Origin of the sequence: Isoptericola sp. b408, from assembly GCF_030588085.1 — a bacterium.
GTDB lineage: Bacteria > Actinomycetota > Actinomycetes > Actinomycetales > Cellulomonadaceae > Isoptericola > Isoptericola sediminis.
Genome location: NZ_JAUQYQ010000001.1, coordinates 425,867 through 440,447, shown reverse-complemented (window position 1 = coordinate 440,447; position 14,581 = coordinate 425,867). Strand labels below are relative to the sequence as shown.

Annotated in this window: 7 protein-coding genes; 6 read left to right on the top strand and 1 reads right to left on the bottom strand. The window is 71.8% G+C overall.

Annotated elements, in window-relative coordinates; genetic code table 11:
* The first annotated feature begins 101 nt into the window (after positions 1-101).
* From Q6347_RS02020 to Q6347_RS02005, 4 genes are read left to right on the top strand one after another with little or no spacing between them, the layout of a single operon-like run.
* Positions 102-413, top strand: a complete 312-nt coding sequence (locus Q6347_RS02020; RefSeq protein WP_304606527.1) for a TM2 domain-containing protein — start codon at positions 102-104, stop codon at positions 411-413.
* A 13-nt stretch (positions 414-426) separates the two neighbouring features.
* Positions 427-1,398: a DUF2510 domain-containing protein gene (locus Q6347_RS02015; protein ID WP_304606526.1), complete on the top strand. Its 972-nt coding sequence runs from the start codon at positions 427-429 to the stop codon at positions 1,396-1,398.
* Entirely contained in the window at positions 1,398-2,096 is a 699-nt protein-coding gene (locus Q6347_RS02010) for a hypothetical protein (RefSeq protein WP_304606525.1), read from the top strand. The genes Q6347_RS02015 and Q6347_RS02010 overlap by 1 nt, the downstream gene beginning before the upstream one ends.
* A 13-nt stretch (positions 2,097-2,109) precedes the next feature.
* Positions 2,110-4,341, top strand: coding sequence for a DUF262 domain-containing protein (locus Q6347_RS02005; RefSeq protein ID WP_304606524.1), 2,232 nt, complete (start codon positions 2,110-2,112; stop codon positions 4,339-4,341).
* 88 nt (positions 4,342-4,429) lie between these two features.
* On the opposite strand, the gene Q6347_RS02000 is transcribed toward Q6347_RS02005, so the two are convergent.
* Positions 4,430-5,638, bottom strand: a complete 1,209-nt coding sequence (locus Q6347_RS02000) for a GTPase (RefSeq protein ID WP_304606523.1) — start codon at positions 5,636-5,638, stop codon at positions 4,430-4,432.
* 114 nt (positions 5,639-5,752) lie between these two features.
* Here Q6347_RS02000 and Q6347_RS01995 point away from each other — a divergent pair, with 114 nt between their 5' ends.
* Positions 5,753-12,280, top strand: coding sequence for a DEAD/DEAH box helicase (locus Q6347_RS01995; protein ID WP_304606522.1), 6,528 nt, complete (start codon positions 5,753-5,755; stop codon positions 12,278-12,280).
* 19 nt (positions 12,281-12,299) lie between these two features.
* A complete protein-coding gene (locus tag Q6347_RS01990; RefSeq protein ID WP_304606521.1) occupies positions 12,300-14,576 on the top strand; it encodes a 3'-5' exonuclease in 2,277 nt (758 codons plus the stop codon).
* Positions 14,577-14,581 lie beyond the last annotated feature (5 nt).

Below are 14,581 nucleotides of genomic sequence, written 5' to 3'. Positions count from 1 at the left end.
TCCCACCGCCTCCGCCGTCGTCACCACCACCGCCGGCCCGATACGGCGCGCCGCCTCCGCAGATGCCGCCTCCTCCGGGCTACGGTCCTCCGCCGTCGTCGATGCCGCCACCGGTCCCCGGAACGGGCGCGAGCCGCGATGTTCATCACCACGAGCCCGTTCCTGTTCAACCGGGTCCGCCTGCTGGTCATGCGCCCTACACCCGCCCCGACAAGTCGCTCGTCGCGGCGTACGTCTGGTGGTTCTTCCTCGGCTATCTCGGCGCGCACCAGTTCTACCTGGGCAAGGGCTGCCGGGGCGCCGGATACGTCCTCACCGTCGGATGGTTCCTCATCGCCTGGTTCGTGGACCTGTTCACGCTCCCGGCGCAGGTCAAGCGAGTCAACCACGAACGCCGGGCAGGTCTGCGATGAGGAGTACAGATCGATGAGCGCCAGCGGTCCCGACGGCTACCGCGAAGAGGTCCGCAGGATCTACGTCAGGGACGGTGCTGAGCTCTCCGACTCGCGTACGCACCCGGGATACAGGAGCGACCTCGCACGAGACCGGAACACGAACGACCTCTCGCACACGGTGATCGGTGACCTGGTGGACACCGACGAGTCCTCGGCGGAATCGGCGGATTCCATCCACGTCGGCCGCGACGACGAGGACGACCTCGAGATCCCGGGAGCGCTCCTTGCCTTCGGCGCGGGCATCGCCGTCGGCGCCGCCGGGTTTCAGTACATGCAGCATCGGAGGAAGAAGCGAGAGAGCAAGGCAGCGGAGACCGAGACAGAAGCTCCCACTGAGGCACCTCCGGCCGGTTGGTACACGGACCCGTCGGACAGGACCCAGCGGCGCTACTGGGACGGGAGCGCCTGGACCCACCATGTTGCGTCAGCAGCGGCATCACCGGGGACGCCCGCCGACTGGTACCCGGACCCCTCGGACGCGTCGCAGCTGCGCTACTGGGACGGGAGCGCCTGGACCCACCACGTCGCCCCACGGCCCGGTACCGCCCCGGCGGTCCGCGCGGACGACGTGCCCCGGCCGCGGGAGCTCCCTGCCGGCAGCTCCGAACCCACCGTCTCGATGAGCAGCGCCGAGTGGCAGGCCCACGGCCGCGCCTGGGCGGCGGCAGCCGCGATGGAGCAAGAACTGTGGTGGCGGTTGACCCACGCCCAGATCGTCGATGCCGACCCGACCCTTCGAGCAGCGCAGCACGAGCTCGCTCGACTCACTCCGGAGCAGGGCGCACACCGCATCCGGCTGACCTTGGAGGCCAACCCGCACCTACGCGACGGGCTGGATCTCGCCCAGCTCCTCCGCATCGCAGGCGACGTGCGGACCGCTGAGGATCCCGCGAAGATCGGACGCGTCGACGCCTCACACGACGAGATCGGGGGTCACGCCTGATGAGCACGCTCGCCGGGGGACAGCAGATCCGCGACCTGCTCTGCGGCACTGAGGCGCTGCTCAGCCAAGGCTTCAAGTTCCGCCCCGCCTGGTGGACCGGCCGGGTCGACCCGTCCGTGTCGGGCTGGCTCTATGAGCTCCCCGACGATCCGGGCGGCCGCGGATACCGCCAGATCGACCGGGGCCGGATGATCGCGGTCGCCGATGGCGGCCCTGGCTGGGAGTCTCGCGCCCTGCTGGCGGGATACGTCTGGGGCACGGGCCACCTCGGGTTCCTCGTCGGGCGACGAGCCCGCACGTTCCGCGACACCGCGCCGGCCGACCGGCAGAAGCGGCTGGAATCCTCGGTCGAGGCTCTTGCCGGGGACGGACCGACGGCCGCCTACAGGGTGCTGGACCGCGGTCCAGGATCGATCAAGCACCTGGGCCCGGCGTTCTTCACCAAGTTCCTCTACGTCGCCGACGCGTCGAGGGTCGATCAGCCGGACGGCGCGCTGATCATGGACCAGTTCGTGGTGAAGTCGCTCAACGCGCTCCACGGCTGGTCGGAACCCACCTACGGGTGGTCGCCGTTCCGGTATCCCGAGTGGCTCGCCGTCGCCACCGAGCAGGCAGCTATCGCCTCCGACGAGCTGGGCCGCCCCGTGCGCCGCGACGAGATCGAGCTCGCCTACTTCCGCCACGGCAAGTCCGTCTGACGAAGGAGTCACGATGAAGGCCGACGCACTCACACCGCGGCAGCTGTTCGACGGGAAGATGCATTACGAGATCCCGTCGTTCCAGCGCCCCTACGTCTGGAACGAGGAGGACCAGTGGGCGCCGCTGTGGGAGGACATCCTCCGCGTCGCGGTCAGCTACCTCCCCTCGGAGTCCGGTGCGGCGGTCGACCCGGAGCGACACTTCCTCGGTGCGATCGTCTACGAGTCGCGGCCGCCCGTCGTCGGCGACGTCACCCGTCACCTCGTGATCGACGGCCAGCAGCGCACCACGACGCTCCAGCTCGTCATCGACGCCGTGCAGTCCGCCATATCGACCCGTGGGCACGAAACGCTCGCGGAGGACCTCGAAGACCTGGCCCTGAACAAGTCGGCGGCCTTCCGCGGCAAGCCGGAGCGCTTCAAGCTCTGGCCGTCCCGTCAGGACCGCGCCGCGTTCGAGCAGGCCATGGACGACACCCTGCCGTCCGACGGCGAGCACCGGGTGCTCGAGGCCCACCGATTCTTCAGCGGGGAGTCCCGTGCTTGGCTCGAGGGCAAGCCCGACGAGGACGGCAACCTCCCGCCCGGCACCGAGGAGCAGCGCGCCTGGGCGCTGACCTCGACCCTGCAGGACGGCCTCTACGTCGTCGCGATCAATCTCACCGGGCACGACGACTCCCAGCTCATCTTCGAAACCCTCAACGACCGCGGCACACCCCTGCTCAAGGCCGACCTCATCAAGAACTGGGTCTACAAGGTCGGCACCGACGTCGGGGCCGACGTCGACAAGTGGCCCGACACCCACTGGGTCGACTTCGACGACGAGTGGTGGCGCGCGGAGATCACCCAGGGTCGGCAGATGCGGTCCCGCATCGACATCTTCCTGCAGTACTGGCTCACCATGCGGATGCAGGACGAGGTGAAGACCGAGCAGGTGTTCCGCACATTCACCCAGTACGCCAAGCCGCACATGGCGGACGCGACAGGAGCAGAGGAGTTCCTCGGTGCGCTGCGACGCGACGCCGACACCTACCGGCAGCTCACGCAGCTCGATCCGACCTCACCCCAGGGTTCCTTCCACTCGCGCGTCGTGGAGACCATGGAGCTCGCGGCCACCAGCCCGCTCCTGCTGTGGTTCGTCTCCGAGAACCACGAGGTCCCCGCCTCGCAGGTCGCCGTAGGGCTCAACGCGCTGGAGAGCTGGGTGATCCGTCGTACCCTCGCCCGCGCCACCATGAAGGGCGTCAACCAGCTCATGGTCGCCATCCTGAAGGTCGTGGCCGACGCGCCCGTGGACACTGCTGGGGATGCCGTCCGCGACTACCTCGCCAGGCAGTCCGCGGACGCCCGGTACTGGCCGACGGACGAGCAGATGCTCGCCGTGCTGCCCGGCCTGCGCCTCTACGGCAACATCCGGCAGTCGCGCATCGCCGAGGTCCTGTGGGCCGTCGAGAAGAGCCTGCGGACCAAGTTCAACGAGGACCTTCCCCAGCCGCCGAAGCTCCAGGTGGAGCACGTCATGCCGCAGGGCTGGCGTACCCACTGGGACAGCGAGCCACCACTCGACCCCGAAGCGGCCGCGAATCGCGACCAGCTCGTCAACACCCTCGGCAACCTCACCCTCGTCACCCAGCCGCTCAACGGGTCCCTCTCGCACCGGCCTTGGACAGACGCCGAGGCCTCCGGGATGAAGGCCGGAGGCATGGTCGGACGTGGCAAGCGGGGGCTCCTCGAGGAGTTCGCCCTGCTCGTGCTCACCAAGCAGATCGTCGCCCACCACGTCGATGCCTGGACTGATGACGACATCCGTACCAGGTCCTCTGTCCTCACCGAGGCGATCTGCGGCGTCTGGCCCGGGCCACCCGCCGTCGAACCCATGAGCGCCACCCCGGAACCGCATCAGGCGGACCCCTCCGATGCCGGTGCGGAGGAGCTCACCAAGGTGCCTTGGACCGAGGACGAGCTCAGCGAGCTCGCCGGACGCCTCGCCCCGACCACGATCGCCGTCCTCGACCACGTCGCGACCGAACGTGCCGGCGATCTGCTCCTCGGCACCGACTTCGCAGGCCTGAACCTCACCTCGGCACAGGTCGCCGGTGTCACCGGAGCCCTCGCACGAATGGTCTACACGCGCTACCAGCGGTCCAACCCGCCTATCGGCTTCGTCAAGATCGGCGGCCAATGGCACTACCGCATGGAGACGCACGTCGCCGAGCTGTGGCGGCACGTCCGCGGGGCCCGGTGACGACCGACCCGACGCAGGTTGCGATGAGCGTAGCGAGCGGCCCTCGGCGACGAACAGCGGACCCGACCGACTGGGGGAAGTGCGCGGGCTACGACTTCGGGAACTTCGACTTGAGCACCGCTTCGATGATCGGCTGCAGGTAGTCGAACACTGGCCCGACCTGGTCGGGGTCGATCTTCCTCGAAGCGATGCCGTCGCACAGGTAGAGCCATGCTTCGCCCGCAGCGTACGTCCACGCGCTCGCCACCGCCGCGTTGATCACCGAGCCCGCTCCCGGGACAACCTTGACCAGACTCGCTACTGCAGCCCTGCCTGTGAGCTGTAGTGCGAGCTGGAGGAGGGCGGTACCACCGCCGAGCACCCCTTTGAGGTTCAGACCGTACATACGGGCGATCTGCCCCATCATCCCGAGCTGGATCGGGGCCAGGACCGCTGCGGTGGCCACGGGAACAGGTATGGCAGCGGCGGCGGCGGCAGAACCCGCTGCCGCGGCGATCAGCCCACGCGCCGCGCGGCGCTTCGCCGCCGCATCCAGCTTCTGCGCGGCATCGATCGCATCTCGAAACGTGGCATCAGCCGCCGTCCGCGATTCGTCCAGGAGCTGGACAAGACCAGCGCTCGGGGCCTTCGAGCGGGTGAGGCAGACGATCGGACTGCCGGTGTCGTGCGACCAGAGTCCAGCGACGTGGTTACGGATCCATCGACCGAATTCTTCGATCTCTGCAAGCTCGTCGTCGCGAACCTTGGTCACCACCGCAATCACCGGAACTTTCCGCGCCTCGAGCTCCGCGATCGCTGCTCGGTGTGCGTCCTCGACGCGGCGGGGTCCCTGGTCCCAGCAGAACCATGCGAGGTGGATCCGGTCCTCCTCGGGGCCTTTCTGGATGGTGGACAGTTCGTCCTTGATGATCGTGACAGGGTCGCGCCCGTTCTTTCCCAGTTCGAAACCTGGGAAATCGTAAAGACGCAGCGTGCCGGCCTCGTTGTCGTGTGCCGTGACCTCCTGGGTCACGGGTGCGCCAACGCCCACCTCGGCGCGGATCTCGCCGAAGATGGCGTTGACCAGGCTGGACTTACCAGCACCGGTGTTCCCCAGCACCGCAAGGTTGAAGCGCGGCACGACCTCGTGGAGTCTTTCCCACCCATTCGCCAGGTGTTCGGCCGCCTCGTCCTCGGTCAGGTCATGAGCATCGTCAGATCGTCGGTCGGCCGAGTCCGGCTCGTCCATCGACGCATATTGCCCTTGGGCCTCCTTCCACTGGCGGAGGAAATCTTCAGGGAGGCCGCTCGAACTCATGGGCGGAGGCTACCGGTTGTCGGATCAACGAATGGCAGGCCGGGCGGGTGAAGTCTTGGCCGCACACCCCCGTCGACGTGCACAGTTGCCCCGGGAGTCTGAAACGATGCGCAGGTGAGCGAGCTTCTCCCCGTCGTCCAGGCCGAGTCCCTGCGCACCGCCCTGCTGGAGTACCTCGGCACGACGTTCGCTCTCGCCGACGCCAGCACCCGTGCCTCGCTCGAGGAGTTCCTCGCCTCGCCGACGACGGGGCTGTTCCGCGGCCCGTACGTACGCCTGCGGCTGCCCTTCCGCCCGGCCGAGGACGGCTGGCGCGACACCCTCGACTGGTACGGCGGCTATCCCACCCCCTACGGGCACCAGGCAGCGGCGTTCCGGCGGCTGTCCTCCCTCGGTCCGGACGGGTCGATGCGCCGTCCGGAGCCGACGCTGGTGACCACGGGCACAGGGTCAGGCAAGACGGAGTCGTTCCTCTACCCGATCCTCGACCACGTGCTGCGCGCCCGCCGCGCCGGGATCCCGGGCACCAAGGCGATCATCCTGTATCCGATGAACGCCCTGGCGAACGACCAGGCGAAGCGCCTCACCGAGCTGCTCACCGGCGACCCGGACCTCCGGGCGGTCACCGCGGCCCTCTACACGGGCCAGCAGGGCCCGGACCGGTCCAAGGTCTCCGCTGCTGGGCTCATCACCGACCGGGCCGTCATCCGGGACACCCCGCCCGACATCCTGCTCACCAACTACAAGATGCTCGACCAGCTCCTGCTCCGGGACACGGACGCGAGGATCTGGTCGGCCTCCGCACGGTCGCTGCAGTACCTCGTGCTCGACGAGTTCCACACCTACGACGGCGCCCAGGGCACCGACGTCGCGATGCTGATCCGCCGCCTCGGTCTGGCGCTCAAGGCCCACTGCCCGACCGAGCCTGACGCCCGGGCCGCCGCCGGGCTGACGGAGGACGACGCCGACCGGCCGCTCGGCACGGTGACCCCCGTGGCGACGTCCGCGACCCTCGGGGACAAGGGCGACCCGTCCGCGATGCTCGACTTCGCCCGCACGGTGTTCGGCGAGGACTTCACCGAGGACGCCGTGGTCACCGAGTCGCGGCTCTCGCTGGCCGAGTGGGTGGGCGACGCCGCGCGCACCGTCGCCGACCGCGGGCTCGCCCCCATCGATCCTGAGCCGCTGGTCGTCGACGCCCTCGGTGCCGACCTCGGCGGCTGGACGGGTCACGACCTCCCCCACCTGCGCGACGTCGAGCCGGACGCCCTCACCCGCGCCGTCGTGGCGCACCTGTACCGCGAGCGCCCCGAGCGCGCGAAGGACGACGACGTCGTCGAGCCCGGATGGCCGCGTCCCGACCTGACGACCGAGACCGACGGGGGCCTGCTCACGCTGCTCAAGGCGCACCCGCTGGTGCAGCGTCTCGTGGAGGCGACCGGCGACGCCGCCGACCTCGCCGAGCTGCCCCCGATCCTGACCGACCACTTCGGGGACCCGGCCCGGGCCCCGCGCGCCGAGGCGTTCCTCGCCGCCGTCCTCTCCGCGCTGTCCCACCTGCGCACGACGGTCGGGCGGTCCGCGCTGTCCGTCGACGTCCACCTGTGGATCCGCGAGCTCACCCGCCTCGACCGCACCACCGCGGGGGTGGCGCAGTTCAGCTGGCAGGACGACGGCGTCGCGACCGACCCGGACGTCGAGGTCGACGACGGGAGCCGCACGTTCCCCGCCCTGTTCTGCCGGCACTGCGGCCGGTCCGGCTGGGGCGTCACGCTGGCCCCGACCGGCACGGACCTGGACACCCACGACCGCGACATCCGCGGGCGGCACCTGCGCGGCGACGACCGCTTCCGCGCCCTGGTCCACGCCCCGGCCGAGGGCGAGCGCGCCGAGAGCGGCGAGACGGTCGAGAACCTCTGGTGGTTCCTCGTCGAGCAGCGGCGCCTGGTCTCCGCACCGCCCTCCGAGGACGACGCGGACGGCGGGGTCCTGCCCGTCCTGGCGCACCGCATGGACGACACCGGCGGCAAGCCCTCGAAGGACGACGACTGCCCCTCCTGCGGGCAGCGCGACGGCATCCGGTTCCTGGGCTCCGCCATCGCGACGCTGCTGTCGGTGTCGCTGTCGAGCCTGTTCGGCACGGCCGGTCTCGACACCGCCGAGAAGAAGGCGCTCGTCTTCACCGACTCCGTGCAGGACGCCGCCCACCGCGCCGGGTTCGTCCAGTCGCGGTCGCACGCCCTGACGCTGCGCGCGGTGCTGCGCCACGCCGTCGGCGACGACGCCGTCGACCTGGACACCCTCGTGGACCGGGTGATCGCCGCGGCCGGCAACGACGCCAAGAAGCGCTACCGCCTGCTCCCGCCGGACCTCGCCGAGCGCGAGAAGTTCGCCGCCTTCTGGCAGGCCGAGACCTGGGCGAAGGTGCACCACTCGGTGCGCAGGCGGGTCCGGCGCCGGCTGCTGCTCGACGTGCTCCTCGAGCACGGCCTGCGCTCCGCCGTCGGCCGCACGCTGGAGGCCACCGGCACCGTCGTCGCCGAGGTCCGGGCCGAGCCCGAGGTCCTGCTCACCGCCGCGCGCAGCACGCTGGCCGAGGTGGACCGCCAGGGCGTCCTCGAGGGCTTCGAGCCGACCGAGACCGAGCTGGTCGCCTGGGTGCGCGGCGTGCTCGAGCACATGCGCACCCGCGGCGGGATCGAGCACGAGTGGTTCCAGAAGTTCCGCGAGGAGGACGGCAACCGGTGGTGGATCACCGGCGGCCGACGGCGCCACGAGGGCATGCCCGGGTTCGGCAAGGGGTCCAGCGCCCCGTCCTTCCCCCGGGTCGGCGGCTCCGTCAGCGGCACGGCCGGCAAGGTCCGGACCGGCGGCGAGGACCTCGAACCGGTGGCCTCGCCGCGCGGCTGGTACGCGACGTGGACGGTCAAGTGCCTGCGCACCGACACCTCCGAGGCCGCGACCCTCGCCCGGCTGCTGCTCAGGCACCTCGCCCGGCTCGACGTCGTCGGGTCGCTGCTGAGCTCCTCCGGGGCCACGACCTACCACCTGGCCCCGCACGACGTCGTGGTGCGGGGCGCCGCCCTCGACCCCCTCCTCGGTGGGGAGCTGTGCCTGGAGTGCACGGACTGCGGCTCGCAGACGCCCGGGGGCGCCACCGTCGTCGACCAGCTCGACGGCGCCCCGTGCCTCGTCGCGCGCTGCACCGGGCGGATGCGCCGCCACGCGCTCGCGCACAACTTCTACCGCGGGATGTACGGCGACTCCGACCCGGCCCGCGTCGTGGCCCGCGAGCACACCTCCATGCTCGAGGACGAGGTCCGGCTCGCCTACGAGACGGCGTTCAAGTCCACGAACCCGGAACCCGACGCGCCGAACGTCCTGGTCGCCACCCCCACGCTGGAGATGGGCATCGACATCGGCGACCTGTCGACCGTCATGCTCTCCTCCCTGCCGCGCTCCGTCGCCTCCTACCTGCAGCGCGTCGGGCGCGCGGGCCGCCTGACCGGCAACGCCCTGGCCCTCGCCTACGTCACCGCCCGCGGCGACCAGCTGCCGCGGTTCTCCGACCCCTCCTCGGTGGTCAACGGCGCCGTCCGACCGCCGGCCACGTACCTCGACGCCGAGGAGATCCTGCGCCGCCAGTACGTCGCCTCGATCGCCGACGAGCTCGCCCGCCGCCCCGACGCGCCGCACCCGCGCACCGCGCAGGACGCCCTCGGGTCGAGCGAGCCCGGGTCGTTCCTCGGCGAGCTCGTCGCCGTCGCCGAGACCGAGGGGCCGGCGCTCCTCGACCGGTTCCTCGACGGCTTCGAGGAGGTGTCCGACGCCGTGAAGGACCGGCTGCGCACCTGGGCGCTGCCGTCCGTGGACGCGGCCTCCGGCGAGGCCGTGCCCTCGGGGCTGGCGGCCCGCGCGCACGCCGCGTCGATCGAGTGGCGCACCCGCCTGGAGGCTCTCGCCCACCGCGAGCAGGAGATCCAGAAGGCGATCAACGCCCCCGACGGCCTGCGGGTCAAGGCCGATTCCCCCGCCGCGACCAGCGACGACGAGCGGGCGCTGCGCACCGCGCAGGCGGCGCTGCGCCTGACCCAGCACCAGCGCGGCCGGGCAGCGTCCGAGCACTGGGTCGGCGTGCTCGAGGAGCACGGTCTGCTGCCCAACTACACGCTGCTCGACGACTCCGTGGCCCTCGAGGTCTCGCTGTCCTGGATCGACCCGGAGACCACCGAGTTCCGCGACGAGCACCTCGAGCTCAACCGCGGGTCGGCCCAGGCCCTGCGCGACTTCGCCCCCGGCTCGACCTTCTACGCCCGCGGGTACGCGATCGCCATCGACGCGCTCGACCTCGGGCGAGACGACGACGCCGTGCGCACCTGGGCCTGCTGCCCCGCCTGCGGGTTCTCCGCGGACGTCACCGACGCCGGCGGTCCCGGGGCCGATCCCGCCCCGACGACGTGCCCCCGCTGCGGCGACCACGGCATCGCCGACGTCGCGCAGCAGGTCGAGGTGGTCGAGCTGAAGCGCGTCTCGTCGGTCATCCGCCGCGAGGAGGCCACGATCGACGACCGCAGCGACGAGCGGGACCGCGAGCGGTACACGATCCGCACGCTCGCCGACGTCGACCCGGACGACGTCGCGCGGCAGTGGTTCGTCGAGGACCACGGGTTCGGCGCCCGCTACCAGCGGCAGATGACCATCCGCTGGCTCAACCTCGGCAAGGCCTCGGCCCAGGGGGCGACGGTCCAGCTGGCCGGCCAGCCGCACGACGTCGCGAAGTTCCGCGTGTGCGAGCGGTGCGGCAAGCTCGACACCTCCACCGGCGCCAACCGGGCCTCCGAGCATCGTCCCTGGTGCCCGCTGCGCCGGGCGAACGAGGAGCAGGTCCGCACGGTCGCGCTCGCGCGCTCCCTGACGACGGAGGGCCTGGTGCTGCGCCTGCCCGAGTCGGTGACGCTCGGCGACGACTTCTCCCTGCCCTCGCTGCGGGCCGCCCTGCTGCTCGCGCTGCGGATCCGGATCGGCGGCGACCCGGACCACCTCGAGGTCACGACCGTCGTGGACCCCAGCCCCGCGGCCGGCCGGCCCGCCGAGGCGCTGCTGCTGCACGACGTCGTGCGCGGCGGCACCGGCTACCTCGCCGAGCTCGCCGACCACGAGGTCGTGTGGACGATGCTGCGCGACGCCTGGGCCCACCTGGAGGACTGCCGCTGCCAGCAGGACGGCCGGCTCGCCTGCGAGCACTGCCTCCTGCCGCATGCCGGGCTGCACGAGGTCGACCGCGTCTCGCGCGCCGCGGCCGCCCGGCACCTCAAGGCGATCCTGCTCGGGCGGTCGCAGGTCGCCGCGGAGGACGAGGTCCCGACGTCGAGCCCGTGGACCGTCACCGTCGACGAGCCCGCGCGCACCGACCCCGAGTCGCACATCGAGCTCCTGTTCCGCCAGGTGCTGCGCAAGCGGCTCGAGCAGCTGGGCGCCACCCTCACCGAGAAGCCCGGACCGAACGGCAGCACGTGGTCGGTCACCATGCCGGGCGGGGCGCACTGGCGGCTCGAGCCGCAGGTGCTCGTGACCGACGCCGGCACCCGGCCCGACTTCGTGCTGCGCAGCGACCGCCCCGGCATCCCGCCGACGGCGATATTCACCGACGGCTGGCGGTACCACGCCTCCCCCGCGGCTAACCGGTTAGCCGACGACGCCCGCAAGCGTCAGGCGCTGCGCCAGATCGGCTACCAGGTGCTCGCCTTCACGTGGGACGACCTGGACGGGGCCGGCGACGCCGACCAGGTCCCGTGGCTGCACCCGCAGGCCACGGCGGCGGTGCTCAGCGAGGCCAAGGACCAGCTCTCCCCGGCGATGCTCGGCCTCGTCACCCGCCCCGCGCTCGAGCTGCTGCTCGACTGGGTGCAGCGACCCGACGTCGAGGGACGCCGTCGGCTGGCGCGGTGGATGCCGATGCTCGCCGCCCCGTCGCTCACCGGCGGTGTCATCTCCACCGACGTCGGCATCGACCAGGTCGCGCTCGACGTGCTCGACGGCTCGCCGCTCCCGCCGGGCACCAAGTTCGGCGGCGTCTGGCGCCAGGGCTCGCTGGCGATCGGCGTGCGCGACTTCGCGCTCGGGGCGTACGAGATCGGCGTCGTCCTGGACGACGCCGACGACGCCCTCGGCCCGGACCACCGGGACTCGTGGCGGGAGTGGCTGCGCCTGTCCAACCTGCTCAACTTCCGCGACGACCTGCCGCTGAGCATCGTCACCCGCTCGGGGCTCGAGGGCACGGAGGCACCGGTCGGGGCGGCCGGCGAGGCCGCGAGCGCCGCCGAGGAGGCGAGCCGCGTCGAGGACGCCCTCCGGACGAGCCTCGTGAACCACCCGTCGTGGCGGCAGGCGGCCCGCCTCGCGACCTCGGCCGAGCACGACCTCCTGGTCGAGATCCTCGACCTCGCGGGGCTCGGCGTCGAGGCGCCGACCATCGGTGACGAGGTCGGCGACGGCGTCCCGCTCTCGCTCACGTGGCCCGACCGCAAGGTGACCGTGCGGTCCGACGACCTGGACCCGACGACCACCGCCGACCTCGTCGCCGAGGGCTGGACCGTCCTCGACCCCGACGCCGACACCATCCGCACGGCTCTGAGCCGCTGACCCGGAAGAAGCACCACCGATGCCCCAGATCATCCTCGGACCGTCGTTCGGCAAGCTCGACGGCGCCGTGCGCAAGGCCGCGTTCGCGTTCCTCGAGAAGCTCCAGGAGAGCGACGCCACCCCCGGCCTCCACATCGAGCCGATCAACGGGTCCGCCGACTCCCGCATCCGCACCGGGCGGGTCAACGACTTCTGGCGGGCCGTGCTCGTCAAGGTCCAGGGCCAGGCCGCCGAGGCCCACTACGTCTACCTGGGCACCTACCCGCACGACGAGGCGATCTCGTACGCGAGGAACGCCGTCGTGCGCGTCAACCCGCGCAACGGCATCGCCGAGCTCGTCAAGGCCGACCAGCTCGTCGAGCCGACGCTCGAGGAACGGGTCACCCAGGTCCCGAGCAAGCCCAGGCCGAAGCCGGACGACGTCGACCTCACGACGTACCCGCTGCTGCAGACCCAGGGCATCGCGGTCGCGGACCTCCTCGACCTCGGCATCGACACCGACACGGCCGTCGACGCCGTGACGGCGGAGACCGAGGACCAGATGCTGGCCGTGGCCCAGCGGGCACCGGCCGCCTGGCAGGGGGACGCCCTGCTGGACCTGTCCATCGGCACGGGGCTCGCGGCGGTCAAGGAGAAGCTCGGGCTCACCGCGCCCCCGGTCACCCCCGACCCGCGCAGCGACGAGCAGCTCCTCGACGCGCTCAAGCAGCCCGCCGCCCGGATGGACTTCGCGTTCATCGAGGACGACGCCGAGCTGCGCGCGGCGATCGAGGACGACGACTTCGGGCGGTGGCGGGTGTTCCTGCACCCGGAGCAGCGCGACTACGCGTTCCGGCCCCGCAACGGCGCCTTCCGGCTCTCCGGCGGTGCCGGCACCGGCAAGACGGTGGTGCTGCTGCACCGGGCCCGGCACCTCGCCCGGGCGAACCGCGACGCCCGGATCGTCCTGACCACCTTCAACAAGACGCTCGCCGCCTCGCTCGCCGAGACGCTGCGGATGCTCGACCCGACGGTGCCGATCGCCGAAGCTCCGGGCGATCCCGGCATCCACGTCGCCGGCGTCGACGCGCTGGCGCGCCGCGTCCTGGCCCGGGCCGAGGGCAAGCACTCGGCGTCCCAGGCGTGGGGCGAGACCGTCGCGTCCGTGCTCGGCCCGCGGTCGCCCTACGTCCTCGGCGTCACCACGGCCGCGCGGTGGGACGCCGCGATCTCGAGCGCCGGGTCCGAGCTCCCGGCCGAGCTGCGCAGCCAGACCTTCTTCGTCGCCGAGTACTCGACCGTCGTCGTGCCGAACCGGATCGTCAGCCGCGACGACTACCTCCGGGTGCGGCGCCCGGGGCGCGGAGTCCCGCTGACCCGCGCCCACCGCGTCGCCGTGTGGGAGGTCATCGAGGCCTACCGCGCCTCGGCCGACGCGGCGGGCTCCACCGACTGGGACGAGAAGGCGATGATCGCCGCGGCGCACCTCGACACCGTCGCAGCGGGGGGCGGCGACCGGCTCGCCGACCACGTCCTCGTCGACGAGGCCCAGGACCTCGCGCCGGCCAAGCTGGTGTTCCTGCGGTCGCTCGTCGCCCCGGGCCCCGACGACCTCTTCCTGGCCGAGGACTCCCAGCAGCGCATCTACGGCCAGAAGATCGTGCTGTCCCGGTACGGCATCAACGTGCGGGGACGGTCCCGGCGCCTGACCCTCAACTACCGCACCACCGCGCAGGTGCTGCACTACGCCGTCGGCGTGCTGGCCGGCGAGGGATGGGTGGACATGGAGGCCGAGGACGCCTCGGCCAACGGCTACCGCTCGGCGCGCTCCGGTCCGACCCCGCACGAGGTCGGGGTGACCTCCCTGGTCGACGAGTACGAGCGGACCGGCGACCTGGTGCTCGGCTGGCTCGAGCAGGGCGACGCCCCGGAGACGATCGGCGTGCTGGTGCGGACCAGGACGCTCGGCGACAAGGTGGTGCACGCCCTCAGCGAGCGCGACGTCAAGGCCAAGTTCGTCCAGGACGACGCCACCGCCGGCACCGGCAGCGTGCTCGTCATGACCATGCACCGGTCCAAGGGCATGGAGTTCAAGCGGGTCGTGCTCTTCGGCGTCTCCCCCGACGAGACCGGCTGGGGCGTCGGACTCTCCTCGCTGCCCGCGGCCGACCGCGCGGACGCCGAGCTGCGCGAGCGGTCCCTGCTCTACGTCGCCGCCACCCGCGCGCGGGACGAGCTGGCCGTGCTGTGGAACGGGCGTCGCAGCGAGCTGCTGCCGGGGGCGGCGGAGGGCTCCTCGGTGACGGCAGACCGGTGAGAGCA

What these genes read in the sequence shown, in the direction of transcription:
- Q6347_RS02020 (WP_304606527.1), top strand. Translation starts at nt 102, where the DNA reads ATGCCGCCACCGGTCCCCGGAACGGGCGCGAGCCGCGATGTTCATCAC.
- Q6347_RS02015 (WP_304606526.1), top strand. Translation starts at nt 427, where the DNA reads ATGAGCGCCAGCGGTCCCGACGGCTACCGCGAAGAGGTCCGCAGGATC.
- Q6347_RS02010 (WP_304606525.1), top strand. Translation starts at nt 1,398, where the DNA reads ATGAGCACGCTCGCCGGGGGACAGCAGATCCGCGACCTGCTCTGCGGC.
- Q6347_RS02005 (WP_304606524.1), top strand. Translation starts at nt 2,110, where the DNA reads ATGAAGGCCGACGCACTCACACCGCGGCAGCTGTTCGACGGGAAGATG.
- Q6347_RS02000 (WP_304606523.1), bottom strand. Translation starts at nt 5,638, where the DNA reads ATGAGTTCGAGCGGCCTCCCTGAAGATTTCCTCCGCCAGTGGAAGGAG.
- Q6347_RS01990 (WP_304606521.1), top strand. Translation starts at nt 12,300, where the DNA reads ATGCCCCAGATCATCCTCGGACCGTCGTTCGGCAAGCTCGACGGCGCC.